Below are 24,679 nucleotides of genomic sequence, written 5' to 3'. Positions count from 1 at the left end.
TGTTTAACATTAAGCTAAGGTCAAACCAGCTGCACATCTTGCCGTTTCTGATAAAACACATGCAAAAAATATGGACTTTCACAAATGATCATCGCCGAATTTGAGCATTTTACGGAATTATTGGTCAACTATACCGATGACCTCATTTGCCTGCATGAACCGGATGGCACGTATCTCTACGTCACTCCCTCCAGCGAGACAATTCTTGGCTATCATCCTGAAGAATTAGTGGGTAAGAGTCCCTACACATTATTTCATCCTGAAGATGGCGAGCGAATCCGCAGTGGTGACCATGTCCTAGCCCTCCAAGGCAGTGTGAATATCACCGAAACCTATCGAATGCGGAAAAAAAACGGCGGATACATTTGGTTAGAAACCCTTATCCATCCCATTTGTGATGAGGCAGGAAATGTTTTGTTTTTGGTGACCACCTCGCGGGATGTGACTCGCCGCCGTCAACTGGAACTGGAATTACAGGCCAACCAAGAACTTCTAGAAGCTTTTTTTCAACAATCCCTAGAAGCCTGTTTTTTCATGATGTTGGATCGTCCCATTCGCTGGGATGACACGGTGAATAAGGATGAGGTATTAGAGTATGTTCTTGATCACCATCGCCTGACTCGGATCAATAGTGCTTTTGCCCGGCAGTACCAATTACCGCCAGAGGAACTTATTGGCCTGACACCGCGCATTTGTTTTCAACATGATCTGGAGCTGGCCAAACGGCTGTGGCGAGCCATGTTTGATTTGGGGCATTTTCACACTGAAATCGAACTGCCGCGTCAAGATGGAAGCTCTTTTTGGATCGAGGGCAACTATGTGTGCCTCTACAATCAAAATCAGGAGATCATTGGTCACTTTGGTGTGCAGCGGGATATTAGCGATCGCATTCGTTTGCAGGCAGAAATTGCCCAAAAAACGGCCGAACTAGAGTATTTCTTTAGCTCCTCCCTGGAGCTATTTATGATTGCCGATAGTCAGGGACGGCTGCGGCGGGTCAATCAACACTGGCACACATGTCTTGGCTATGACCTCAATCAATTGGCAGGCGCAAAGTTTGAAGAATTTCTCCACCCGGAGGATCGCCCCCGCCATCGGCAGATGCAGCAACGTCTCCTAGCCGGAGAGCAAATCACCAACCACACCATTCGCCTGCGCACGCAAGGGGGAGATTACCGCTGGTATGAATGGCAAGGGCTTCTCGGTCAAGGGCACCTGTATGGAGTAGGACGGGATGTGACGGAGCAGCACCGGCTTAGCGATCGCCTGCAAGCCGCCTACGACCAACTGACCGATATTTTGGAGTGCATCTCGGATCACGTTTTCGAGGTGGATCGTGACTTTAGGATCATTTACGTCAACGGGAACTTCTGCCGCTTGGTGGGTCAATCCGCTTCCCAACTCCTCGGCCAAACCCTCTGGGATATCTTTCCTGACGCCCGCAACGCCGTTTTTGAGCACCACTGTCAACAAGCAATGGCAGAGCAAATCCCCCGCCAATTTGAGATGTTTGGTCAGGGCTGCAACCAATGGCTGGCCGTGCGGATGTTTCCCACGGGTCGGGGTCTGGCCGTTTTCTGCCAGAATATTATGCTGCAAGTGGACTCCCCCACTGCCCTACAGCGACGGCAAACCCAAGCAGAACTCCTCCATCGGCTAACGTTGAATATTCGTCGCTCCTTGGATTTAGAAACGGTTCTAAAAACTGCGCTTGAGGAAATTCGTCAACTGTTGGGGGTGGATCGCACTCTGATTTTTCAATTTTATGCCGATGGGCGGGGGGAGGTGGTGGCCGAATCCGTTGCCGCACCACAATTTTCCCTCCTGCATCGCACCTTCTATGATCCCTGCTTCCACCGCGAGTCGGCTGAAGCCTATGCTCAGGGGCGGGTATTGGCAGTTGCGGATATTCATACCGCGGCAATGAGCCGGTGTCATCGTGACTTTCTCGACCAATTGCAGGTGCGGGCCAGTCTGGTGGTGCCCATTATTGCAGAGGAACGCCTCTGGGGCTTGCTGCTGTGCCACCACTGCTCTTCTCCTCGGCCTTGGGCGGTTGACGAGGTGCACCTTATCCGCCAACTGGGAGAACAACTGGGCTTTGGCATCCACCGCGCCGAATTGGTGAGTGCCCTCCATCAGGAAAAGGAACGCTATCGGCGAGTTCTGGAGGCGCAGACAGAACTGCTCTACCGCTGTACCCCGGCGGGACACTTGACCTTTGGCAATCCCGCCTTCTTTCGCTATTTGGCCGCAGCAGGGATGAGTTGTGACGTTGGGGAGGTGGTTCGGCACCCCTTTGATGGCGTCACGCAGCAACGTTTCCAACAGCATCTGCAAGCGCTGACCCCCACGCAGCCCATTAACACGATTGAATGTGGCGTGACCTTGGGGGAAGGGCGGTTCGCTTGGTTTGAATGGACCATCCGTGCTTTCTTTGACCACCATGGCCGTTGTATCGAGTATCAATGTGTGGGGCGCGATATTACCCGCCGCAAGGAAATGGAGGATCGGCTAATTCACGATGCGCTCCACGATGCCCTGACGGGACTGCCAAACCGTACCTTGTTCCAAGAGCGCTTGCAACATTGTTGGCGCCAGTATCAACGCCATCGCGATCGCCCCTTTGCCGTTATTTTTATTGATATTGATCGCTTTAAGCGGGTCAACGATAGCTTGGGGCACCAAGCGGGCGATCAGGTGCTTATTACCCTTGCCCGGCGAATGCAGCGGGTAGTGCCTGAGGGAGATACCTTGGCTCACTTAAGTGGCGATGAATTTGTGGTGCTGTGTGAAGACCTCGATCCGGCACAAATGGTGGCACAAGTGCAAGCACGGGTGGCTGACCTAGAGCGGGTGATTCAGGAACCCCTAATCATTGATGGACATCTGTTGAGTCTCAGTGCCAGCATTGGCGTGGCCTTTAGCGATCGCGACGCCGACTCCGCTGCTACCCTGCTGCGGGATGCCGACATTGCCATGTACCAGGCAAAAAAACAAGGATTGGGGCAGTATCGCATCTTTGACCCGCAAATGCACACCCAAGCCCAAAGTTGGTTTACCCTTGAGACCCAACTGCATCAGGCGATCGCCAACAGTGAGTTGCAAGTGTATTTTCAGCCCATTGTTGAGCTGGAAAGTGGGGCGATCGTGGGTCTGGAGGCCCTGAGTCGGTGGTTTGACCCTGAAAAGGGGGAAATTCCTGCCGCCGAATTTATTGCCCTAGCAGAGCAGGCAGGATTGATTGTCAGCCTTGGGCGACAGGTCTTTGAACGGGCAATGCAGGCATTCAGCCGCTGGCGGCAGCAGGACAGTCGTCGCCAGACCCTGACCTTGGGCATTAATATCTCGCCGCAGCAACTGGTAGATCCCCACTTCGTCAATGATATTTTGGCGGCGGTGCGCAGTGCCGAATTGCCTCCCCATCTCCTTCATCTGGAGATTACGGAAACCACCATGATCCGCAATCTTGAAGCTACCTTGCAGGTGGCCGAGAAACTGCAGCAATTGGGGGTTGCCCTCAACATTGATGACTTTGGCACCGGCTATTCTTCCCTGAGTCGGTTGCACCAGTTGCCGATCCACGCCCTGAAAATCGATCGCTCCTTTGTCCAGAGCTTAGAGCAGAGCCAAGCGGCGCAGGAAATTATTAGCGCCGTGATTGCCTTAGGCAAAAGCCTCCACTTAGATGTAGTGGCAGAGGGAGTAGAAACGGCGACCCAAGCCGCCCAATTAATCGCTCTCGGGTGTCTGTATGGCCAAGGGTATCTCTTTTATCCGCCATTACCCATTGATCGACTGCTCTAGGATTTGCTGCCGGTATCCTCATGGGGAAGAAAGGGGAGGCTTTCCCACCAACTTTGATAATTTTTCGTCATTTCTTGCCACCAGTCAGCGGGCTGTTGAAGAGCCTGTTGTAGGCGATCGCGCTCCTGTTCGAGGTGTTGAAGCGTCATCGCCAGTTGCTGATACGTGGCTTCGAGGGTGGTGAGTTGCTCACTGAGGGCTTGGTGTTGCTGTTGCCAATAATCGCGTTCTGTGCGTAATTGCTGATTTTCTGCGGCGGTGGCCTGAAGTTGCTCTTGGAGTTGGTGGCAGTGATCTTGCAGCCGCGCCACTTCAGCTTCAAGGGTGGCTTTTTGCGAGGGGTGTTGTCGCGATCGCAGAATCGTCCACAGCAGAATCAGTGTGGCAACCACCCCATAGCTGGCCAGTGCCCAAGTCCCCTGTGCAGATAGTGCCGCCCACACCATGGATGCACCCTAGGAAATAGACACGGCGAAGGGGGGCGCGATCGCCTCTGCCAGATACTGCCGCAGCACCATGGCCAACCAATCCACATCGGCAGCCGTGGTCTCTCGCCCCAAGGTAATGCGAATCCCCGCCTTGGCGGTTTCCGGATCGTAGCCCATGGCCAAGAGGGTGGGACTGGGTTGGGTCTGACCACTTTGACAGGCGGAACCGGCACTAATGCCGATGCCTGCCAGGTTCAGCTGCCGCACCAAGGTCTTGCCGTTCAAGGGTTGGCCGTGGCGATCGCGCACAATCAAACTCAAGTGATGGGGCAATCGCTGCCAAGGGTGGCCGGTGCGTTCCACCTGGGGATGATCCTGCAACTGCTGCCACAGGCGATCGCGCAGTTGAGCCAGCCGCCCCTGTTCTGTGCTCAGTTCCCTTGCCGCGTATTCGGCTGCCACCCCGAAACCGACGATCGTCGGCACCGCTTGGGTGCCTGCCCTGCGACCAAATTCTTGACTTCCCCCCCGCAGAAAGGGTTCTATATCCACCCCCGATCGCACATAGAGCGCCCCTGCCCCCTGCGGACCGTAAATTTTGTGACTGGACAGCGAGAGTAAATCCACCCCTAGCCGCTGCACATCCAAGGGGAGCCGTCCTGCCACCTGCACGGCATCGGTATGAAAGAGCACCCCCGCCTCCTGACAAATGGCCGCCAGTTCGGCAATGGGTTGGAGGGTACCCACTTCACTTTGACCGTAGATAATCGAGACCAGTACGGTATTCTCTCGAAGTGCCTGCCGCAGTTGGGCAGGTTCCACCTGTCCCCAGTGATTCACCGCTAAGCGGGTTACTTGCCAGCCTTGGGCTTCAAGGGCAGCCGCCGGTTTGGCCACCGCCGCATGCTCGACCGCCGAAATAATTAAATGCTGCGGTTGGCGGTAGCGTTGGCACACTCCCCACAGCGCCAGATTGTCGGCTTCGGTGCCCCCCGAAGTAAAAACGATCTCCTCCGGCCGGGCATGAATCAGGGACGCCACTTGCATCCGTGCCTGCTCTAGGGCGATCGCCGAGCGTTGCCCCCACTCGTGAATACTGGAGGGATTCCCCCACTGTTGCCCATAGGCCGCCACCATGGCCGCCACAGCCTCCGCTCGACAGGGAGTCGTCGCACCGTAGTCGAAATACAGTTGCATGGGCAGGCGCAGCTTCCAAAAATCAGTGGCGGAACTGTCGTAAAACCCAGTCCCTTAAGCCAATTGTAACCGATGATTCCCTAGCTCTTTTTTGCTGCCGAACCGCTGCATCTGAGAGATGACTTGAATTTCTCCCGCAATAATCCCCGTGACCAGCTTTTGCATGGCTTCATATTCGGTAGTACTCAGGGAACGCTGCCACAGCAAGTCATTGATTTGACGCTCTTGAGCAGGGGTCACGATCCGAGTCGCCTGAATGCGGCGGATTAGCTCCAGCAGCGTCATACCTTGGCTCCCTTGCAATTTGCGTGTGTCGTCTCAACTATGCCAGTGCTTCACAAAGCCTGACTGTGATCAGCCGCACAATAAGACGTTGATCTCAATCACAAGTTCCTATTTGAGACTCTAAAGAATTGCTAAAGAATTGCTCTTTAGAACTGCACGTTGAGCGTGTCCCATGCTACTTGCGGATAGAGGCGTTCGAGTTCCTCTCGGCACGTAAACTTTTGCTGCCGCCGCCGCTCCAAAATCGCATTGGCTGTTATGGCATCAATTCCGAGTTTTTGTTGCATCTGTTGGCGGGTGGCGCGGTTGATGGCGATCGCCGGCAGGGCTTCTGGAGGGGCAGGAGCGGGGGCTGCTTGAGTGCCCTCACGGGGAATCTCATAGTGGAGAAAATCATGCGCCAAGCGGGTATTGGGGAAAATGGCCTGTGCCTCTGCCAAGAGATCCTCCACCTGCAGCGGATTGCCGGGGGCATAGCGGGCACTAAAGTGGGTGAGAAACAGCAATTTCACTTGGGCAAAGGCCGCCACTTGAGCCGCCATGGTAGAGGTGGAATGCAGCCGTGCAAAGGCAAGATCGGCCTCCTGATGCGAAAAGGTGGCCTCGTGGATGAGCACATCCGCCTGCTGGGCCAGCTCAACCGCACTGTCACAAAAGATGGTATCGGTGCAATAGACCATACTGCGCCCCCGCTGCGGTGGATCGCAGAAGTCGCGGCCATCAAAGGTGCGGCCGTCTTCGAGGGTGATGGTTTTTCCCTGTTTGAGTTGACCGTACAGCGGCCCAAAGGGAATGCCCAAGGCTTGGGCTTTTTCCACCTGAAAGCGACCGGGGCGATCGCGCTCGGTAACGCGGTAGCCAAAGGCGGGCACGCGGTGATGCAACAGCCGACAGGTCACCGTAAACTCGCCATCGCTAAAGACCTCCCCCGGCTCCACCGTATGCACCTGCAACTTGTAGGGAAGCCGCATTACCGACCAGCGCAAACAACCGGCAATGTAGCGATCTAAGGTCGGCGGGCCATAGACATCAATTTGACTCACCGTTCCCGCAAGGCCACAACTGGCGAGCAAGCCCATGAGGCCAAAAATATGATCGCCGTGCATGTGGCTGATGAAAATACGGCGAATCTGGCCGGTGCGCAGGTCGCTGCGCAGTAACTGGTGCTGGGTGGCCTCACCGCAGTCAAAGAGCCAGATCTCTTTCCGCTGGGGAAGCCGCAGCGCCACACTGGAAACATTGCGACTGCGGGTGGGAACCCCCGAACTGGTGCCCAAAAACGTAATTTCCACGCCTAGTCGTTTAGGAGTTGCAGATCATCAAAACGAATGTCCACCGTGCCGGTTTGGCCGTTTTCATGGGTGTGCACCACCTGGCGACTCATCAGGTAGTAATTGCCCACGGGCACGTAGGTGTCCTGAAACTCCATTTGCCGCAGCACTTCGTTGGTCTGCGGATTGCGGAAGACGGCCACATAGTTGGTGGAAATGTACCCTGAGCCGGTCTCGAGGGCTTCGCGGTGGGTAATGGCAAAGGCCACCCGCCCCATGACACGGCTGACATAGACAATCTGATTGTCCCGCACCTTGTAGTTCGATCCCATGGCGTCGCCGCTAACACGGATCTCCACCGCGCCACTGGCGTCGGTTTCCCCGATCTGGAAGGTGTTGTTGCCATGGGCGGCTTCAAAACCAATGCGCTTGCGGTGGACAATCACATCCCGCAGTTGGTTGTAGAGGGATTCGCGCACCTGCTCGTCTTCGATGCCGTTGACTTCAACGCTGTAATCGCGGCTAACTTTGACTTGCCCTTGGTAGGTGCGATCGCCCTCAATGAGCGTGACCTTGGCCGTAAAGCCGGGAAAATTTTCATCCCAAGTGTACCGATTTTCGTAGGCGGCGCGAAAGAGCGCCTCGGCATCTAGGGCTTGGGTCGCAGGCATGGGGCATCCTCCTAACGGTCACATTGTTTTAAGATAACCGATTCTCACCCCCCTTGACGGCCACGTATATCTAGTGTTCACTAGGGGTAAATCACGGCTTACTACACTAAATATGTAATCGCCGAGGGGTCATCCCCCTCGTTGACCGGACAGGAACGCTATGGTAGCACAGCTCTCGGTTTCCGTTTCTGAGGCAAGCTTGTCTCCAACCTATGACATTGAGGGACTGGTGCAGGTATTTACCTGTCCGCAGCGGCACTTTTTTACCACGGTGATGGCACAGGCGTTGCGGGTGGCTGCCCAAGGCAGTGGTGTCCTGATCGTGCAATTCCTCAAAGGGGGCATTCAAACCGGGGTGGAGCACCCGATTCAGTTGGGGCAACATTTGACCTGGTGGCGACCGGCACTCCAGCGTTGCTTGGGGGATTCCCAGACCATCACCCCCGAAGAGCAGGCCGCCGTTCGCCGGCTTTGGGAGCATCTGCAAGTGACGGTGCAAGGGGGAGCGTATCGCTTGGTGGTTCTAGACGAGGTGAGTTTGGCCATTCAATTGGGGCTGGTGAGTGAAGCAGAAGTCCTGAATTTCTTGAAAAATCGCCCCCGCCCCCTCGATGTTGTGTTGACAGGGCCTGAGATGCCACCCTCTCTGCTGGCGATCGCCGACCAAGTGACGGAATTGCGGCGACTAATTTAGGGGTGCCGAAACCGTCTCTAGCCACTCCAACAGAAACTCATTCACCAGATCGGGTTGCTCCTGCTGCACAAAGTGACCACAGTAGTCCAAGTACTGAATTTTCAGCTCCTTGACGTAGGCTTCGGTGCCGTAGGTGAGTTCAATGCCCAAGAGGGGGTCTTGGCGCCCCCAGAGCATCAAGGTCGGCACGCCTAGCACGCCCCAGTCGCGCTTCCAAAGGCTTTGCAGTCCGGCACGGTAGTAGTTGAGCATGCCTGAGAGGGCACCCCGCTGGGCGGCAGCATCTTGATAGAGGGCTAAGTCGGCGGGGCGAATGGCCTGTTGGTTTACGGCTGCCCAGCGAAAAATTTGGGCGATCGCCCCATAGCCTCCCCATTCTAGGAGCATCTCCGGTAGCCACGGCAGTTGAAACAGCAGCATATAGCTACTGCGCCACCATTGCTCCCAACTCAGCTGTTGAAACTTGGCAGGATGGGGACAGGCCAGCACACTCAGGGTTTGAATCCGCTCAGGAACGGCACAGGCAACTCCCCAGGCCACCATTCCCCCCCAGTCGTGCCCCACCAAGTGACAGCGGCGATAGCCTAGGCCGTCAATGACACCGACAATGTCAAGAATTAACTCATCGAGAACGTAGCTGGCGGTATCTTGGGGTTTATCGCTGAGATTGTAGCCGCGCAAATCGAGGGCAACAACTTTGTGCTTTTCCGCCAAGACGGGAATTTGATGCCGCCAAGAGTACCAAAACTCTGGAAAGCCGTGGAGCAATAGCACCAACTCCCCTTCTCCCTGGGTGACGTAGTGGAGACGGATACCATTGGAGACAATAAATTTGTGGATCCACGGGCCTTCAATCATATGCACATATGCACCTTGGGGGCTGGCACTTTCCACTATAGCCAAGGGAACTCTGACGGATTGTCTTGCTGGGGCGATCGCTCGTTCCTAGAAAATAAAACCCCCAGATAAGATGCGCTGTGGGGGTAATATGTGACCTAAGGAGTCAGAATGCTCCTAGTATAGGGGCAAACCTTACAGTTCTTACCAGATTTTAATAGGCAAGGGTTTCGAGAGCCTGACGCAGGTAGGCAGTAACACAAGCGTCCAGATCGGTGGGCTGCTCAACGATCGCAGCGGCTTGCTTTTCACTCAGCCAACGCTGAAACCCGGAACTGTGGGCGATCGCCTGCTTCAAGGAGTTCCAAACCTCGGCGGAGGCCTGCGAGTTGGGAACCGTAACGCTATCCATAGAGATGCTCCTAGTCGGTTTGGAGTGAGGGCAAGGATTCACCTATGGTTTTAAGATAACGTAGGAAACTCCCTGCTGCTGTATGCCCTGTTACGATTTATTTCACAGTTTAGCCCAACCCTAGAAAAAGACACGGTGTTGCAGGCAGGGCATCTGTTGGCGCACTTGCTCAAGGCGGCTGGGTTCAATGGCTGCCATCGCGAGGCCAGGGCGATCGCCCGCATCTGCGAGGATGGTTCCCCAAGGATCCACAATCAGGGCATGGCCATGGGTTTGCCGCCGTCCATAGTGAACCCCCGTCTGCGCCGGTGCAATCACATAACAGGTGTTTTCAATTGCTCGGGCTTGCAGCAGAACTTGCCAGTGATCCTTACCCGTGAAGGCCGTAAAGGCAGCCGGCACAAACAGCACCGTTGCCCCCGCTTGGGAGAGCGCGCGGTACAGTTCCGGAAAGCGGACATCGTAGCACACCGACAAGCCGATATTGCCTAAGTCCTTACTGGGATAAACAGAGGGCAACTGCTGTCCGGCCAAGACTGTGCCTGATTCGTGGTAGATATTGCCATCGGGCAAATCCACATCAAATAAATGCACCTTTTGGTAACGGCTCAATTCTTCCCCTGTTGGACCGATGAGTACCGCCGTGTTGTAAACTTTGCCTTCGGTTGCCGGTACTGGGTAGCCACCCCCCACCAAGGTAATCTGAAACCGCTGCGCCATGCGTTTCAAAAAGGCCTCGGTACGCTCGGCGATCGTTGCCGCTTGGACAACTTTCTCGCGATCGTCACCCAGAAAGGAAAAGTTTTCTGGCAGCCCCACCAGTTCTGCTCCCCGTCTCACCGCCAATTCAATCAATTCCTCTGCCTGCGCCAGATTTGCCTCAAGATTGGGTTGGCTGGTCATTTGCACTGCGGCAGCGAGATAGGATTTCATGCCCATTGGAAAAAAGACAGCAACCCCTCATTCTATCGTTGCAATCTGTCGAGGGCAAGCCTGTGTCTCCCCTTAAAAAGCCATCCGCCCCCAAGGAAGGCCTCAGGAGCGGTCTGGTGGTTATCGTGGGTATCAACTGCTAGGAGAATTGATCTCCTAGGTGTCAATTTCAAACTAACAGATGGAGAACAACTCTTCCCTAGAGTTGAGCTACTCCAAAACGACGACCCAAGCGTTTACTACTATCTGCCATGGGCATCACCTCCATCTTCCTGAACGGTAATTTGTAAAACAACTGGCTTTAAGATAGCACACTCAAAGGGTATTGTGGCAAGCGCTGGGCAAAATCAGCATGGCATCACCAAAGGAATAGAAGCGGTACTGGCGATTCATCGCCTCTTGGTACAACTGAAGTAGCCGTTCGCGGCCAATAAAGGCACTGACGAGCATCATCAAGCTAGAGCGCGGCAGATGAAAGTTGGTAATGAAGCCCTCGACAATCTTGGGCTGATACCCCGGATAGATATAGAGATCACTCTTGCCAAAAAAGGGCTGAAGGGTGCCTGATTGGGCGGCGGTCTCTAGGGAGCGAATCACAGTGGTGCCGACGGCAATGATCCGTCCCCCAGCAGCTTTGGCGGTCTGAATCCGCTCGACTGTGGCAGCGGGTACCTCAATCCATTCTTCGTGGAGCTGGTGATGGCGAATATCGCTGGCCTCTACAGGACGAAAGGTGCCGATGCCCACATGGAGGGTCACAAAACAGTGATCAATGCCCTGATAGGCTAACTTGCTCAGGAGTTCGGGGGTAAAGTGCAAGCCGGCAGTGGGTGCAGCCACAGCGCCGGGACGGCGGGCATAGACGGTTTGGTACTGCTCAGTATCTTCAATGGGGTTGTCAATGTAGGGAGGAAGGGGCACGTGCCCGAGTTGATCAAGGTATGACCACAGGCGATCGCCCGGCGGCAGATGGAATTCAATGATTCGGCCTCGCGTCTTTTCATCAATGGCCTGTACCGTTACTTGCAGCGTGCCAATTTGAATCACGGCGCCGGGGCGCAATTTTCGACCGGGCTTCACCAGCGCCAACCACCGGCGATCGCTCAATTCTTCAAGGAGAAAGACCTCAACCGGACGGCCAGAGCTACCCACTTTTTGCCCCATCAGCCGCGCCGGAATCACCCGTGTATCATTGAGCACCAGCAGATCCCCCGCTTGCAACAGTTGCGGTAGCTCATAGAAGTAATGATCTGTAGCAGTGTCCCGTGCCACCACCATCAAGCGGGCATGATCGCGGGGGGAAACAGGCTGTTGGGCAATGCGTTCCGGGGGCAGGTGATAGTCGTAGGCGTCAAGGGAAAAATCAGCAGGACTAGGCATCATTGCAGCGGGGTCAACGGTGAGGGGGATGGCTCTACCCCATCCGTAGAGCGATTCATAGAAGTCACAACAGCCAGAAAGCCAAGGGCAGCAGTGGCAACGCCCACAGCAAGCAGCAGCAGCCACGCTTGGGAACGGGGAGTTGGGGTTGGCTGCGGCTTGGGTTGGGGTGGAGGGGGTTCCACTATCTGGGAAACCGTGAGATCAGGTTTCGCCGGCTCAGGAGGGGCGACGTAGCCCATGGTAATGTCTGTTACCTCCGGCAACTCCCCTTGACAGACAATATCGCTGTAGTCTAAGTCAACGATCCCCGCCGCATTCTTCACGCGACAGTGAATAAGCATCACCGTTACATTGTCATGGCCGTTGAGGCGATTGGCAAGCTCAATGAGTTGCTCGGCCGCAGCAGGGAGAGAAAGCTGACCTTGGAGCACCGGCAGGAGGTACTGTGGCCAATAGGTTTCGACCCGATTAAAATCACTAAGGCCATCGGAACAGAGCAAAAGAATTCCTTCTTCATCGAGCAAAAAGGGTTCAACTGTAGGGTGTAGATGCTGCGACGGCGCCATGCCCAAAGCTTGCACCAAGGAACCCCCATAGGGCAGCTCCAGGGCTTGATGGTAGGTACTCATCCCCAAGCGCACATCGCGACTGGCCACATCATCGTCAAGGGTGAGTTGGTAGCAGCCCCAGCGGTTGATCCAGTAGGCGCGACTATCGCCAATGTGGGCAAGGTAGAGATGGGCGTGCTCGATCAGGGCACCGACAACGGTGGTTCCCATGCGCTGGCGTTCGTGGCGCTGCTCTGTATCATTGCGTTGATTGATCGCATCATTGGTGCGGCGAATGGCGGTTTGAATAGCCTGCTCAACCGTCGCCGGGGACATCTCCAGCAGTTTGAGGGGGCTGAGTGTCTCCTTGAGAATATCAACGGCCAAACCCGAAGCGACATCGCCCCCTTCATGCCCCCCGACTCCATCGCACACCAGAGCAAGCACGTGGGATTGGTCTGTTAGATCGCGCTCTGGAAAACACTTGTCCTCATTGCGAGTCCGGCTAGGCCCTTGGTCGGAGCGACCGGCAATATCGTAGTGGTACTCATAACCAAGGTGATCGAGAGCCTGTTGAAACAGCGTCTCTAGGGTTTCCCGAATAGCCTCAGGGGTGGTTTCCTGCGGATCCTGCATGTGTTGACACAGGATGCTAAAGGCCTGCTGAAAATTTTCTCCTTGATCGGCAAAGCTGAAATGGGTCTGCCAAAATTTACCAAGGTCGGCCAAGGTGGGATTATTGCCTGCTTGCAGTTGCAGCAACCGCACAAGGGAACCTTCGGCTCGCAAAAGCTGGGGATTGAGCAGTGTGAGAGCCACATTTTCTGCCGCCAATGCCGGCCAAAGAGAGATGATTTGCCACAGCCAGTTGAGGCGGCGCACCAAATTGGCTTTCTCCCAAATCAGGGTTAGGGGAGCAGCATGGGTCAGACCGGGGGCAACTTTGGCATCGGCAATGTCAATACAACTGACGGGGGCATGCTCAAGGAGCAATAGTTCTCCTTCAGGTAGGGACAGGGCGCCAAATAATTCCGGGACATGGGGACGCTTGGGAAATAGGCGCAGATAAGGACGGTAAAGCTGAGCCGTGTTGGCGACACCGGGGGCAGGCTCCCCCGGTAAGAGGTCTAGGAGCAAGTGTTTGCCTTGCACGAGGTAGCGATCGCCCACCCGATCGCCCACCTTATAGCGATCTAAGCTAGAACCGATCGCCCACAAGTAGCGTTTTAGGAGTGGCACCTGACAGTGGCAACACTCAACTTGGTAAATGGAATTGGCAGTGCCACACTCCGGGCAAATCAGATTAGGCGCAGGTGGACTCATCGCTTCAATCCTGAGATAGCTGCCGCAGTCACAATCACCCGCAGCAGGTACGTTAAAGTTCTTGATCCAGTAATTCGCTAGTCCATAGCAGGGGCGAATAGAATGCATCCAATTCCCTATCCTAGCTTTTCTCCTGCAACAGCGGAATATCTCAGTTACGACCCTTTGCCGCTGGATCGAAGCCACTCAAAACTGTGAAAGCTGCTATAGGGGAGACTCGCATCCCCTTTGTGTCTCCCATATTTTAGAAAAGGGCTGATTCAGCACTGTAAACATCCTTGATGTGGTCACCGAACTATCAAGATAGAATTGGAATAATCAATCTGTGGGGGAGAAGGTCAAAATTAGTGGCAAAAATTTTTGCAAATTTTACTTTTATCTATCCGGCAAGTAAAGAATTATAAACGTAATGCTTATAAATATAATGCCTGTAGCCTTAGATATAAGTTTAGCAATGCATTTTGGCAAGAGAGGGACGCTATGGAGCAATTGAGTGCAGGCTTAAATTTGCAAGCCTTAGTACAGGCTCATTTAGTTACGGTTGCTCCAACGGGTTCCTTCAAGGAGATTCTCCAAGGATTACAAAACAACCAAGGATCGGGCTTAGTTGTTGAGGAGCAAGGACAGTTTCGCGGACTGATTACCCAACGGGAAGTAATCCGCGCCCTTGGCAAAGGCTACTCGCCCCAAGCCATCACGGCTGCCCAGATCATGCTGCCATCATCGGACTATTGCCTACGCCTGAGTGATCTCGATGATCCCTTGGCGGTTTTGGGACGTTTTCGCCATTTGGGTGTGGATGCCCTTGCGGTGATCAATGCCTCGGGACGAGTTGAGGGACTGCTGACTCGCCAAGCCTTTCGGGAAAGGCTGCGTCCGGTGGATCTGTTGCGGATCAAGCGGGTGGCGGAGGTGATGGTGCCCGATGTGGCCACGATTGCGGCGGAGGCTTCGCTACAGGAGGCCGCTGTCCTGATGACCGAACGGGAGGTCACCAGTTTGGTGGTTCCAGAAAAAACATCCCATGGCATGCTGCCGCGCGGCATTATTACCGAGAAGGATATTTTTGAGGCACTGCATTGCCAAGGGGGTGTGCTTACAGGAACGGTTGGTAGTATTATGTCGCAGCCTGTGCTGACGGTGACGCCCGATCAAAGTTTGTGGCAGGTCAATCATTTTCTCAAAGAGCATCAGGTGCGGCGGGTCGTGGTGGTAGATAACCAGGGGCAAATGGTGGGCATTGTGACCCAAAGTAATCTGTTGGCAGCAATTGACATTACCGAAGCCCAAGGGGTGATTCAGGTGCTCACCCGCGAACTCAATAAGGCAACAGCAGAACTGCGGTGGCAACTGTCTCAGCAACAGGCGATCACGGTGGCCATTACCGAGAGTGAGCAGCGCTACAACACGCTCATCAGTCATTTACCGGTGGCGCTCTATCGGCGCGATCGCCTGTGGCAATTTAGCTATGTCAGCGATCAGATTTATCAACTCACGGGCTACCTTCCCCAAGATTTGCCGGATCTGCGCCAGATTATCCCGCCTCCGGATTTGGCCTTGGCAGAACGGGAAATCGAGCAGGCGATTCAGCAGCAGCGGGCCTACAGTACCACCTATCGCATTCAACATCGGGATGGCTGTTTCCGCTGGTTGAGCGATCGCGGCCAGCTTGACCCCCACAGCCAACTGCTCCACGGCGTTCTTTTGGATGTCTCGGATCAACAGCGCACCCAAGAGCGGCTCAAGACGTCACTCGAGCGGGAAATTATCGTCAGCACCATCATTCAGGATATTCGCCAATCCATTCGGCTAGAGGAGATTTTGCAGCGGGCAGTCACCAGTATTCAACAACTGCTTTTGAGCGATCGCGTGCTAATCTACCGCTTTTTAGCGGATGGCAGTGGCATTGTTGAAGTGGAAACCACGACGTTGCCCCAGTACTCGATTTTGGGTCAAGTGATCCACGACCCCTGTTTTAGCAAGGAAACTGCCCAGCGCTTTCTCGAAGGACGTACTGTCAGCATTAGCGATGTTCATCAAGCACAGTTACAGGATTGCTATCGTGAGCTACTAATGAGCCTGCAAGTTCAGGCCAATCTCGTGGTGCCGCTGCTCCAGGGTCAGGATCTGTGGGGACTGTTAATTGCCCACCATTGTCGTAGCCCTCGCCTCTGGCAGCGGGAGGAGTTGTTCCTGCTGCAACGTATTGCGGAACCCTTGACGGTGGCGCTGCAACAGGCGGAAATGTACCAAGCCCTAGAACAAGCCAATGCCAATCTACAACAGATGGCCTATTTAGACGGCCTCACCGATATCGGCAATCGTCGCTACTTTGATGAGCTGCTGGCCAAAGAATGGCGTCGCTGTCAGCGGGAAAAATCTGCTCTGAGCTTGGTGCTGTTGGATATTGACTGCTTTAAGGCTTATAACGATCACTATGGCCACTTGCAGGGGGATCAAATTCTCAAACAGGTGGCGCAGATATTAGAGCGATGCCTCCAGCGAGCCGGCGATGTGGCTGCCCGCTTTGGGGGTGAGGAATTTGCCCTGATCCTACCGCATACCGGTCAAGGGGGTGCCCTCTGCGTTGTCGAGAACGTACGGGCTGCCCTGGTGGAAGCCGCCATTCCCCATGTGAAAAGCCCGGTCAGCTCAACGCTCACGGCCAGCTTTGGTATTGCCACCACGGTGCCCAGCGCCGACCATGCCCCTGAAGACCTGCTGCAATTGGCCGACCACTGCCTCTATGAAGCAAAGTCATTGGGGCGCGATCGCTGGGTAGCCAAGGAATTATAGAAAACTAAGGTGAAATCAGCGGCAGATAAATGCGCAACCATGCGCCGCCATAGTCGGGATGATTGGCCGCCTGTATATAGCCCCCATGGCATTCCACAATTTGGCGGGCAATGGCTAACCCTAAACCGCTACCACTCCCGACGGGAGGCATCCGTCCTTCCCCATCGGTGGGAATGACAAAGCGATGCCGCCGTGCTTGCGCCCGATAAAACCGCTCAAACACATGGGGCAAGTCTTTGGGGGGAAAGCCACTGCCGGTATCAATGACTTCAAGGCAAAGATAACCGCCTTGGCGATCGCTCAACAACCGAGTCATGACTTGACCCCCCACAGGACCGTATTTAATGGCGTTGTCGTAGAGATTGACGAGGAGCCGAAACAGTTGCGATTCATTGCCACAGTAGGGAAATTGCTCTGGGCCTGTGTACTGATGGTGCATGTTTTTGGCCGCAGCGAGAGGAGTGAGGGATTGCCATGCCGTGTCAATGAGTTGGACAAGGTCAAGGGGATGTCGCTCTAGGCTATCGGCAGGCGTGTGGCTGAGGCGGTTGAGTTCTAGAAGTTCTTGCACTAAGAGGCTGAGGCGGATAATTTCTTCGAGGAGGCGATCCACCCAATTGCGTAAGGACTCCGGCACCCGTTGCTGCAGGGTTTCCGCCACAAGGCGCAGCGAGGTCAAGGGGGTTTTTAATTCATGGGCAACATCCGCTGCCCAGCGATCGCGCTCATCCCGCAGCCGCACCACCTCTTCGCAGTCCTCAATGAACACACCCACATGCCCTTCCCCAAGAAAGAGTCCCCGTGCCCGCAGGGGTTTGCGCTTGGTTTGGCCGGTCGGTGTGAGGTAGGCATAGGGCCATTCCTGCTCCCGCATTGTTTCCTCTTGCCGCACCTCTGCAATCAGACAATCCAATTCATAGGAGCGCAGGAGTTCCAGCAAAAGGCGGCCTTCAGGCTTCACCAACCCTAGGAGCGATCGCGCCGCCGCATTACAGCAGACCACACAATCCGTGTCATCCACCTCCAGATAGGCAATGGGGGCATATTCAAGGAGCGTTTGACAGCGCCGTATTTTCCGATGGCAGCGTTCTTGTTCTTGTCGCTGTTGGTGAATTAGGGTTCGCAGCCGTTGCCACGGTGAGGATTTGAAGGAAGCGGTGGTGTACTGCTCAAGGAGCGCTTCCAAAGCCTGTCGCACTTGCTGCCACTGCCAGAACCAGACCATCAGACCCAACAGCAGGCCAACCCCAAAACCGATCAACTCCATGGCCGAGTGCCAAAATCGCCTCTATTCTAGGATTATTCCGAGTTGGGTTGCCCTGCGATGTCGTCCCCCCTTTTGCGTGTTGAAGCCCTCACCGTTGACTTTCGCCAAGCGGATCAAACCCTGCGGGCAGTGGATGGGATTTCCTTTAGCCTTGAGCGGGGGCAAACCCTTGGCATTGTCGGAGAGTCGGGGTCAGGCAAGTCGGTAACCTGTTTGGCGCTTTTGCAGTTACTGTTGCCGCCGGCACACATTAGCCACGGCCAAGCGTGGTTTCAGCCGGAGCCAGAGGGGGAAGCCCTTGACTTGCTGCGCTGCACCCCGCGCCAGATGCAGCAGATTCGCGGTCGCCAAATCAGTATGGTCTTCCAAGAACCCATGAGTTCTCTGAATCCTGTCTATTCCATTGGTTTTCAACTGGCGGAGGCCATTGATCCTCAGCGGCGACTCCCACGGCCACAGGTGCAACGGCGGGCGATCGCCCTCCTTGAGCAGGTGCATCTGCTCAACCCCGCAGACCCCCTTGAGGAAAAACAGCGGTTTCTCCGTCGCTATCCCCACCAACTTTCCGGGGGGCAAATCCAGCGGGTCATGATTGCCATGGCCATGGCCGCTTCGCCGCCACTCCTGATTGCCGATGAACCCACCACTGCCCTCGATGTCACAGTGCAGGCGGCGATCCTACAGCTTCTGCGGGAGTTGCAGCAACAGTATCATTTGTCATTGATTTTTGTAACCCACGATCTCAATCTTGTTGGGGAATTGGCGGATCAGGTCATTGTCATGCACCAAGGGCAAATTGTTGAATCCGGCCCGGTGCAGCAAGTGTTCTGCTATCCCCAACACCCCTACACCAAGGGGCTATTGGCCTGTCGTCCCCGTTTGGATCGCCGCCTCGCCATTCTGCCCACGGTGGCGGATTTTCTAGGGGCTTCTCCTCCGCCTTTAGAAGTGATTTCCCCTCAGCAGCAGCAGGAGCGCTTGGCGCATTTGGCCGCTCAACCCCCCTTGGTGCGGGTGGAGCATCTCTGGGTAAGGTATCCCGTGGCGGGGAGGCGGCGCTTTGTCACTGCTGTTCGGGAGGTCTCCTTTACGATTCGTAAGGGGGAGACCCTTGGCTTGGTGGGGGAATCGGGCTGTGGCAAAACCACCCTAGGCCGCACCCTCTTGCGTCTCCTAGAACCGGCGCAGGGAAAAATTATCTTTGGCGATCGCGACATCACCCATTTATCGCCTCGCCAACTGCGCCCCCTGCGGCAACGGATGCAACTCATTTTCCAAGACCCCTACAGTTCCTTAAATCCGCGAATGACCATCGGCGAGCTGGTGGCAGAACCCCTGCGGATTCACCGCCCTCATCAATCGAGGCGACAACACCAAAAGCGGGTGGCCTATCTCTTGGAACGGGTGGGCATTGATCCCCAAGCCCAGCACCGCTATCCCCACGAGTTTTCGGGGGGGCAACGCCAGCGAATTTGCATTGCCCGGGCCTTGGCCTTGAATCCAGAGTTTGTCGTTTGTGATGAAGCAGTCTCGGCTTTGGATGTGTCGGTGCAGGCGCAGGTGCTGAATTTGCTCAAAGAACTCCAGCGGGAGTTTCAACTGACGTATCTTTTTATTTCCCACGATCTCAGTGTGGTCAAATTCATGAGCGATCGCCTCATGGTTATGTACAATGGCGAAATTGTGGAAATGGGTGAGGCCGAAGCCGTTTACCAACAGCCGCAGCACGACTATACCCGCACCCTCATTGCCGCGATTCCCCGTGGTCTTCACGTTGAGGCAGCTTAAAACAATGTCCGCCCCCCTTGATCTGCAAAATACCCTTGCCACCCTGCGCCCGATCCTGTGGCAAGCCCTGCAGCAACTGCGCCGGTTTTACCGTCAGGTGAAGGACTTAACAGTGCAAGACAAAGGGGGTGATCCCGTCACCCTTGCCGATCAAACCGTTGACACCTTTTTGCGCCACGCCCTCCAAGCTCATTTTCCCCCCAGCCAGTTTGGCTATTTGACAGAAGAGACCTACACTCCAGGCCAACCGTTGCCCCAGCCCTACCAGTGGATCATTGACCCCCTCGATGGCACCTATGACTTTTTGCAGCAAACGGGGGAATACGCCATTCACGTTGCCCTAGTTCATGCCCAGCGTCCCTGTTTGGCCGCCGTTGTTTGGCCGGAGCAGGAGGTAATCTACACGGCCATTGCCGGCGCAGGCGCCTATCGAGAGACCCGCCAAGGTACAACGCGACTGCGGGTTCACCCCCCCACCGAAGGACAGCCGTTGCGAGTAGTCCTCAGCCGCAGCCACAGCGGAGAGCGTCTCCAGGCCTTTTTGAGAACGTTGGGGGCAGTGCGGCAAATTCCCATGGGCAGCATGGGCTGCAAGACGGTGAGTATTTGCCAAGGGGAGGCGGATGTATACATTAGCCTCAGCGGACGCAGTGCCCCCAAGGACTGGGATTTGGCGGCTCCGGATTTGATCATGCAGGAGGCGGGGGGCGCCTTTACCTATGTCAACGGGGAGCTGCCCCGCTACAATCGCGCCGATGTGCAGCACTGGCCGCCCTTGGTGGTGGGTCATCCGGCGGTGAGCCGCTTGGTGGGCGATCGCCTGCAAGCCTTTTTAGCAGAGAATCAAGGCTATTCTGGAAAATAGGCAAGTTCAGAAAGGATAGGGCATGGTTTTTAATTGGTTTCGACGCAAGTTTGGCGGCAGTGGTGAGGAGCCATCGCCCCCCGCAGAAACCCCAACGGAAGCACCGGCCGCAGAATCTACTGAATCCACCGCTTCCCCCGGCATCCTCAACTGGGCAAAAACGGCACTCCAGTCTATTCAAGCGCGCCAGCAAGCGGAGAGTGCTGCAACCGTTGAAACCCCTGAAGCCGGTCAAGAGACAGCGGCAGATAGCTCCCTTGCCGTTTCGGAGGCCGCTGAAGCAAGCGCCGTTGCTGAACCTGCCCCTGTCCAGCCTGTGGGTGAACCTGCGGCCGCTGCGGAGCCTGAAGAACCAACCCCCTCCCTTGTCTTGGATGCAGGCTTTTTGTGGTCGGCGGAGGTGCTGGCAGCCCAAGGGCGGCGCCCAGAGGACGTGGATATCGAGGAAATTACGTGGTTGCAACGCCTGCGTCAAGGGCTGGGGAAAACCCGGCGTGGACTGGTGCATCAACTGCGGGCGATCGTCGGCCAAGGCCCCCTGAGTCGGGAGGCGGTCGAGGAAATTGAGATGCTGCTGTTGCAATCGGATGTGGGGGTCAAGGCCACGGATCAGATTATTGGGGCGCTGCAAACCAAAATTCGCCAAGAGAGCCTGCCGGCCGAGCGGGCGATCGCCTACCTCAAAGAGATTCTGCGGGACATCCTTGATCGCCCCTTTCAAGCAGGCTACCGCCGCGACTTTGCCCCGAAAAAAGGCATACTCAATATCTGGTTGATTGCCGGGGTCAACGGCGTTGGCAAAACCACCACCATTGGTAAATTGGCCCACATTGCCACGCGGTCGGGCTATCGCTGTCTGATTGCAGCAGCAGATACCTTTCGGGCAGCCGCCACGGAACAGGTGAAAATTTGGGGACAGCGCGCCCATGTCGAGGTGATTGCTAACCCCGGCAAAAATACGGATCCGGCTGCCGTTGTTTTTGATGCCATTGGGGCTGCCCAAGCCCGGGGTACAGAATTGCTGCTGGTGGATACCGCCGGTCGCCTGCAAAACAAGGCCAACCTGATGGAGGAACTCAAGAAAATCCGCCGCATCATTGATAAAAAGGCAGGCAATGCTGAAATCGAGTCGCTACTGGTGCTCGATGCCACCCTTGGTCAAAATGGTTTGCGTCAAGCCCAGGTCTTTGCAGAGGCAGCGCAGCTCACCGGCGTCATCCTCACCAAGTTAGACAGTACGGCCAAAGGGGGGGTGGCCTTGGCGGTGGTACAGGAATTGGGACTCCCGATTCGCTTTGTGGGGGCCGGCGAGGGCATTGAGGATCTGCGCCCCTTTAATAGCTTTGAATTTGTGGAGGCGCTGCTTTCTACGGAGACGGAGGTGGCGGCATGAAGCTGGCCGATCGCCTGCGGTACTTTCAGCGCAATGTCTTTGATGCCATGGATCGGGCGAAGGCGGCGGTGGCGGCCAGCGGGCAGCCGATTGTGGATCTTTCCCTTGGCTCTGCCGATTTGCCCGTCGCCGAGCACATTCTGGCGGCCATTGCAGCTGCGGTAGGCGATGCCAGTACCTATGGCTATCAACTCTTTGCCGGTACGGCGGCCTTTCGTCAGGCGGCGGCCACTTGGTTTGAGCGTCGCTTTGGCGTCAGGGTGGATCCCGAGCGGGAAGTGCTGACGCTGATCGGTTCCCAGGAGGGGACGGCGCACTTACCCCTTGCGGTGATGAATCCCCAAGAGTATGCCTTGGTGCTGGATCCGGGCTATCCCTCCCATGCGGGGGGCGTGTATTTGGCAGGGGGACAACTGTATCCGTTACGCCTGCGGGCAGAAAATCACTTTTTGCCGGATTTGGAGGCCATTCCCCTGTCGGTGCGAGAGCAGGCCAAACTGCTGATTCTCAGCTATCCCCACAATCCCACCACGGCGGTTGCCCCCTTAGACTTTTTTAAGACGGCGGTTGAGTTTTGCGATCGCCACGGCATTTTGCTGGTGCATGATTTTCCCTACATCGATCTGGTCTTTGAGGCAGAGCGCGCCCCCTCGATCTTTGACGTGGATCGCGATCGCCAAGTGGGCATTGAGTTCTATAGCCTCTCTAAGTCCTACAACATGGGTGGCTTTCGCGTGGGCTTTGCCGTTGGCCGTGCCGATGTCATTGCAGCCCTGCGCCAAATTAAATCAGTGATTGACTTTAACCAGTACGCCGGTATTCTGCGGGGCGCCGTTGCTGCCCTCACGGGGGATCAAACCTGTGTCCGGCAAACCCGGGAAATTTTTCGGCAGCGGCGCGATACCTTTGTTCAAGCCCTTGCCGATCACGGCTGGCCGGTGCCCCTGCCGCCGGCGACGATGTATGTGTGGGCGCAACTGCCCGAACCTTGGCAACGGGATTCCCTTGGCTTTTGTCAAGCCCTTGTGCAGGCCACGGGGATTGCAGCGGCTCCAGGCTCAGGCTTTGGTGAAGGAGGAGAGGGCTATGTCCGCTTTGCCTTGGTGCGCGATCGCCCCTGTTTAGAGGTGGCGGCTGCCCAAATTGCCGCATTTAGCCAATCGGGGGTGCCCTAGTCTCCCATGATCCAAGCCAAAAGGAGGAGGAGACCCCCCCAAAAGACCATTGCGGGAATATGAACGGCGCGTAACCCCTCTAGGGGCGTGAGAAGCAGTACCTCGGTAAAGACATTGGCAACCGTACAAAGCAGAATCAGCAAAATGATAAAGAGCATGGCCCCTGCCTCTAGGCATTGCCATAGATGGGAATCACAGCACCACTGATGGCCGCCGCGCCCTCGGAAATGAGATAGGCAATCAGCTCGCCAATGGCCACAGGACTCACCCAATTTGTCGCTTGCGCTGCTCCCATCGCCGCTCGATTGGCAGGTGTGTCAATGATGCTGGGCAGAATCACGTTGGCGGTGATATTTTGGCCTTTGGTTTCAGCGGCGATCGCCCGGGTGAAGGCCACGACGGCGGCTTTTGCGGCACAATAGGCCGCCAGTTCTGCTGCCGGTTCAACGGCTCCCCGGGAGCCAATGGTGACAATGCGCCCATATTGTTGTGCCTGCATGCGTTTCAGGGCGTGTTTACACACCAAGAAGGTGGTCTCCACATTGAGGCGAAAACTCTGCTGCCAATCACCGAGGGGAAATTGCGCCGTTGCCCCCCTGCAAAAGCCACCCACCAAATGAACCACGGCATCCAACTGCGGCATGCGCTCCACGAGGGCGGCCACTTCACTTTCGTTGTTCAAATCTGCGGCCACAAAGCGCACATTGGCCAACTCCGCGGCGGTCAGTTGTTTTTCAAGGGCTTCACGGGCAGCGGCCTCAATGTAGGGAATCGTCAGGGTATAGCCTTGACTCAAGAGAACCGGCACCACCCCTTGCCCCAGTCCTCCGGTGCCACCTGTCACCAAAACCGCGCGATGGGCAAATCCTCTCATGGCTCATTCCTCGAGGTCAGTTGTCGTGCTTTGTAGAAGGTTTGCAGACTGTGGCGATCGCCCACAAAGCGCCAGTGCCAAGGTTCATAGCTGACGCCTTGGGGATTGTGGCGGGGAAAGGACAATTCAAAACTAAAGCGGGCGGCATTTTTTTGCAGCCATTGAAACGCCGGCGTATCCTCAAAGGTTTCGTTAAGATGGGTGTCGGGTCGTTGGCCATCCCCAATATCAATCGCATAGCCCGTATGGTGTTCGCTGTAGCCGGGGGGCGCACTCACCAAAGCCCGTTCCCTTGTTCCCTGGGCGCGTTGCTCCTTGACCCGGAAAAAGAGGTAGTCCTGATCCTGTTTGGAGCGAAAGCCGGAAAGGGGAATCAACACCACTCCTTCCTGCTGTGCGGCGGCAACCATGGCGCGAAATCGCTCTGCTGCGGCTCGCCGTAACTTGATTTGACCATCGGCACTCACCGGTGTCAGTTGTGAGAGGGGGGCTTCCTCGTAGGGCAGATGTCCCAACAGGTTTTCCGTCGGCGTGACCATTGAGGCCGTTTCTGTAGCTTGGGGAGATTCAGCAGGGCGACTGTGGAACCACGCTGCTCCCCCGCCTACTAAACCCACAAGGACAAGTGAGCTGGCGATCGCCCATCTCCCTCGCCGAGGTTCTGCTTTGCCTTTTGTGATGGGTTGGAGTCGCTCCGCAACAGGAATCTCTTGATCCATGATTCAACCTTGT

The 24,679-nt window shown here is 55.8% G+C and carries 21 protein-coding genes; 7 read left to right on the top strand and 14 right to left on the bottom strand.

What is annotated here, in order from left to right:
• The first annotated feature begins 84 nt into the window (after positions 1-84).
• A complete protein-coding gene (locus ACK4IR_RS05425) occupies positions 85-3,807 on the top strand; it encodes an EAL domain-containing protein (protein WP_409873177.1) in 3,723 nt (1,240 codons plus the stop codon).
• Here the strand turns inward: ACK4IR_RS05425 and ACK4IR_RS05420 are convergent.
• The 5 genes from ACK4IR_RS05420 to ACK4IR_RS05400 form a co-directional block, all read right to left on the bottom strand.
• On the bottom strand, positions 3,804-4,253 hold the full coding sequence (locus ACK4IR_RS05420) for a hypothetical protein (RefSeq protein WP_409873175.1): 450 nt from the start codon (positions 4,251-4,253) through the stop codon (positions 3,804-3,806). The genes ACK4IR_RS05425 and ACK4IR_RS05420 overlap by 4 nt on opposite strands.
• 9 nt (positions 4,254-4,262) lie before the next feature.
• Entirely contained in the window at positions 4,263-5,432 is a 1,170-nt protein-coding gene (locus ACK4IR_RS05415) for a cysteine desulfurase family protein (protein WP_409873174.1), read from the bottom strand.
• Positions 5,433-5,486: 54 nt separating this feature from the next.
• A complete protein-coding gene (locus tag ACK4IR_RS05410) occupies positions 5,487-5,717 on the bottom strand; it encodes a hypothetical protein (protein WP_409873173.1) in 231 nt (76 codons plus the stop codon).
• 146 nt (positions 5,718-5,863) lie between these two features.
• Positions 5,864-7,009 carry a ribonuclease Z gene (gene rnz, locus ACK4IR_RS05405; RefSeq protein WP_409873171.1) on the bottom strand — a complete coding sequence of 382 codons (1,146 nt, stop codon included), beginning with the start codon at positions 7,007-7,009 and terminating at the stop codon, positions 5,864-5,866.
• Positions 7,010-7,011: 2 nt separating this feature from the next.
• On the bottom strand, positions 7,012-7,659 hold the full coding sequence (locus ACK4IR_RS05400) for a DUF3386 domain-containing protein (protein ID WP_409873169.1): 648 nt from the start codon (positions 7,657-7,659) through the stop codon (positions 7,012-7,014).
• A 160-nt stretch (positions 7,660-7,819) separates the two neighbouring features.
• Between ACK4IR_RS05400 and ACK4IR_RS05395 the strand changes: the two genes are divergently transcribed.
• A complete protein-coding gene (locus tag ACK4IR_RS05395; RefSeq protein ID WP_409873167.1) occupies positions 7,820-8,353 on the top strand; it encodes a P-loop NTPase family protein in 534 nt (177 codons plus the stop codon).
• Here the strand turns inward: ACK4IR_RS05395 and ACK4IR_RS05390 are convergent.
• From ACK4IR_RS05390 to ACK4IR_RS05370, 5 genes are all read right to left on the bottom strand, one after another.
• Complete coding sequence (locus ACK4IR_RS05390) at positions 8,345-9,211, bottom strand: alpha/beta fold hydrolase (protein WP_409873166.1); 867 nt, start codon at positions 9,209-9,211, stop codon at positions 8,345-8,347. The genes ACK4IR_RS05395 and ACK4IR_RS05390 overlap by 9 nt on opposite strands.
• A 193-nt stretch (positions 9,212-9,404) precedes the next feature.
• The gene (locus ACK4IR_RS05385) at positions 9,405-9,602 is read right to left on the bottom strand and encodes a hypothetical protein (RefSeq protein WP_409873164.1); all 198 of its coding nucleotides are present in this window, start codon (positions 9,600-9,602) and stop codon (positions 9,405-9,407) included.
• A gap of 120 nt (positions 9,603-9,722) precedes the next feature.
• Entirely contained in the window at positions 9,723-10,535 is an 813-nt protein-coding gene (locus ACK4IR_RS05380; protein WP_409873163.1) for a carbon-nitrogen hydrolase family protein, read from the bottom strand.
• Positions 10,536-10,850: 315 nt separating this feature from the next.
• On the bottom strand, positions 10,851-11,915 hold the full coding sequence (gene queA, locus ACK4IR_RS05375; protein ID WP_409873183.1) for a tRNA preQ1(34) S-adenosylmethionine ribosyltransferase-isomerase QueA: 1,065 nt from the start codon (positions 11,913-11,915) through the stop codon (positions 10,851-10,853).
• A complete protein-coding gene (locus tag ACK4IR_RS05370) occupies positions 11,915-13,789 on the bottom strand; it encodes a PP2C family protein-serine/threonine phosphatase (RefSeq protein WP_409873161.1) in 1,875 nt (624 codons plus the stop codon). The genes queA and ACK4IR_RS05370 overlap by 1 nt, the downstream gene beginning before the upstream one ends.
• Before the next feature lie 480 nt (positions 13,790-14,269).
• Between ACK4IR_RS05370 and ACK4IR_RS05365 the strand changes: the two genes are divergently transcribed.
• Positions 14,270-16,585, top strand: a complete 2,316-nt coding sequence (locus ACK4IR_RS05365) for a diguanylate cyclase domain-containing protein (RefSeq protein WP_409873159.1) — start codon at positions 14,270-14,272, stop codon at positions 16,583-16,585.
• A 4-nt stretch (positions 16,586-16,589) separates the two neighbouring features.
• Here ACK4IR_RS05365 and ACK4IR_RS05360 read toward each other — a convergent pair whose 3' ends face one another.
• The gene (locus ACK4IR_RS05360) at positions 16,590-17,852 is read right to left on the bottom strand and encodes a sensor histidine kinase (protein WP_409873157.1); all 1,263 of its coding nucleotides are present in this window, start codon (positions 17,850-17,852) and stop codon (positions 16,590-16,592) included.
• A gap of 57 nt (positions 17,853-17,909) precedes the next feature.
• Between ACK4IR_RS05360 and ACK4IR_RS05355 the strand changes: the two genes are divergently transcribed.
• The 4 genes from ACK4IR_RS05355 to ACK4IR_RS05340 are packed head-to-tail and all read left to right on the top strand — an operon-like array spanning position 17,910 to position 23,073.
• Positions 17,910-19,640: an ABC transporter ATP-binding protein gene (locus ACK4IR_RS05355; protein ID WP_409873155.1), complete on the top strand. Its 1,731-nt coding sequence runs from the start codon at positions 17,910-17,912 to the stop codon at positions 19,638-19,640.
• 4 nt (positions 19,641-19,644) lie between these two features.
• Positions 19,645-20,505: a 3'(2'),5'-bisphosphate nucleotidase CysQ gene (locus ACK4IR_RS05350; protein WP_409873153.1), complete on the top strand. Its 861-nt coding sequence runs from the start codon at positions 19,645-19,647 to the stop codon at positions 20,503-20,505.
• A gap of 22 nt (positions 20,506-20,527) precedes the next feature.
• The gene (ftsY, locus tag ACK4IR_RS05345; protein ID WP_409873151.1) at positions 20,528-21,898 is read left to right on the top strand and encodes a signal recognition particle-docking protein FtsY; all 1,371 of its coding nucleotides are present in this window, start codon (positions 20,528-20,530) and stop codon (positions 21,896-21,898) included.
• Complete coding sequence (locus tag ACK4IR_RS05340) at positions 21,895-23,073, top strand: LL-diaminopimelate aminotransferase (RefSeq protein WP_409873150.1); 1,179 nt, start codon at positions 21,895-21,897, stop codon at positions 23,071-23,073. Before ftsY ends, ACK4IR_RS05340 begins: the two co-directional genes overlap by 4 nt.
• Here the strand turns inward: ACK4IR_RS05340 and ACK4IR_RS05335 are convergent.
• From ACK4IR_RS05335 to ACK4IR_RS05325, 3 genes are read right to left on the bottom strand one after another with little or no spacing between them, the layout of a single operon-like run.
• Entirely contained in the window at positions 23,070-23,231 is a 162-nt protein-coding gene (locus ACK4IR_RS05335) for a hypothetical protein (RefSeq protein WP_409873148.1), read from the bottom strand. The genes ACK4IR_RS05340 and ACK4IR_RS05335 overlap by 4 nt on opposite strands.
• 11 nt (positions 23,232-23,242) lie before the next feature.
• Positions 23,243-23,947 carry a 3-oxoacyl-ACP reductase FabG gene (gene fabG, locus ACK4IR_RS05330; RefSeq protein WP_409873146.1) on the bottom strand — a complete coding sequence of 235 codons (705 nt, stop codon included), beginning with the start codon at positions 23,945-23,947 and terminating at the stop codon, positions 23,243-23,245.
• Positions 23,944-24,666, bottom strand: coding sequence for a D-alanyl-D-alanine carboxypeptidase family protein (locus ACK4IR_RS05325; RefSeq protein WP_409873145.1), 723 nt, complete (start codon positions 24,664-24,666; stop codon positions 23,944-23,946). The genes fabG and ACK4IR_RS05325 overlap by 4 nt, the downstream gene beginning before the upstream one ends.
• Positions 24,667-24,679 lie beyond the last annotated feature (13 nt).

Source organism: Thermosynechococcus sp., assembly GCF_046299635.1.
Taxonomy (GTDB): domain Bacteria; phylum Cyanobacteriota; class Cyanobacteriia; order Thermosynechococcales; family Thermosynechococcaceae; genus Thermosynechococcus.
This window is presented reverse-complemented; position numbering and strand designations above follow the sequence as displayed.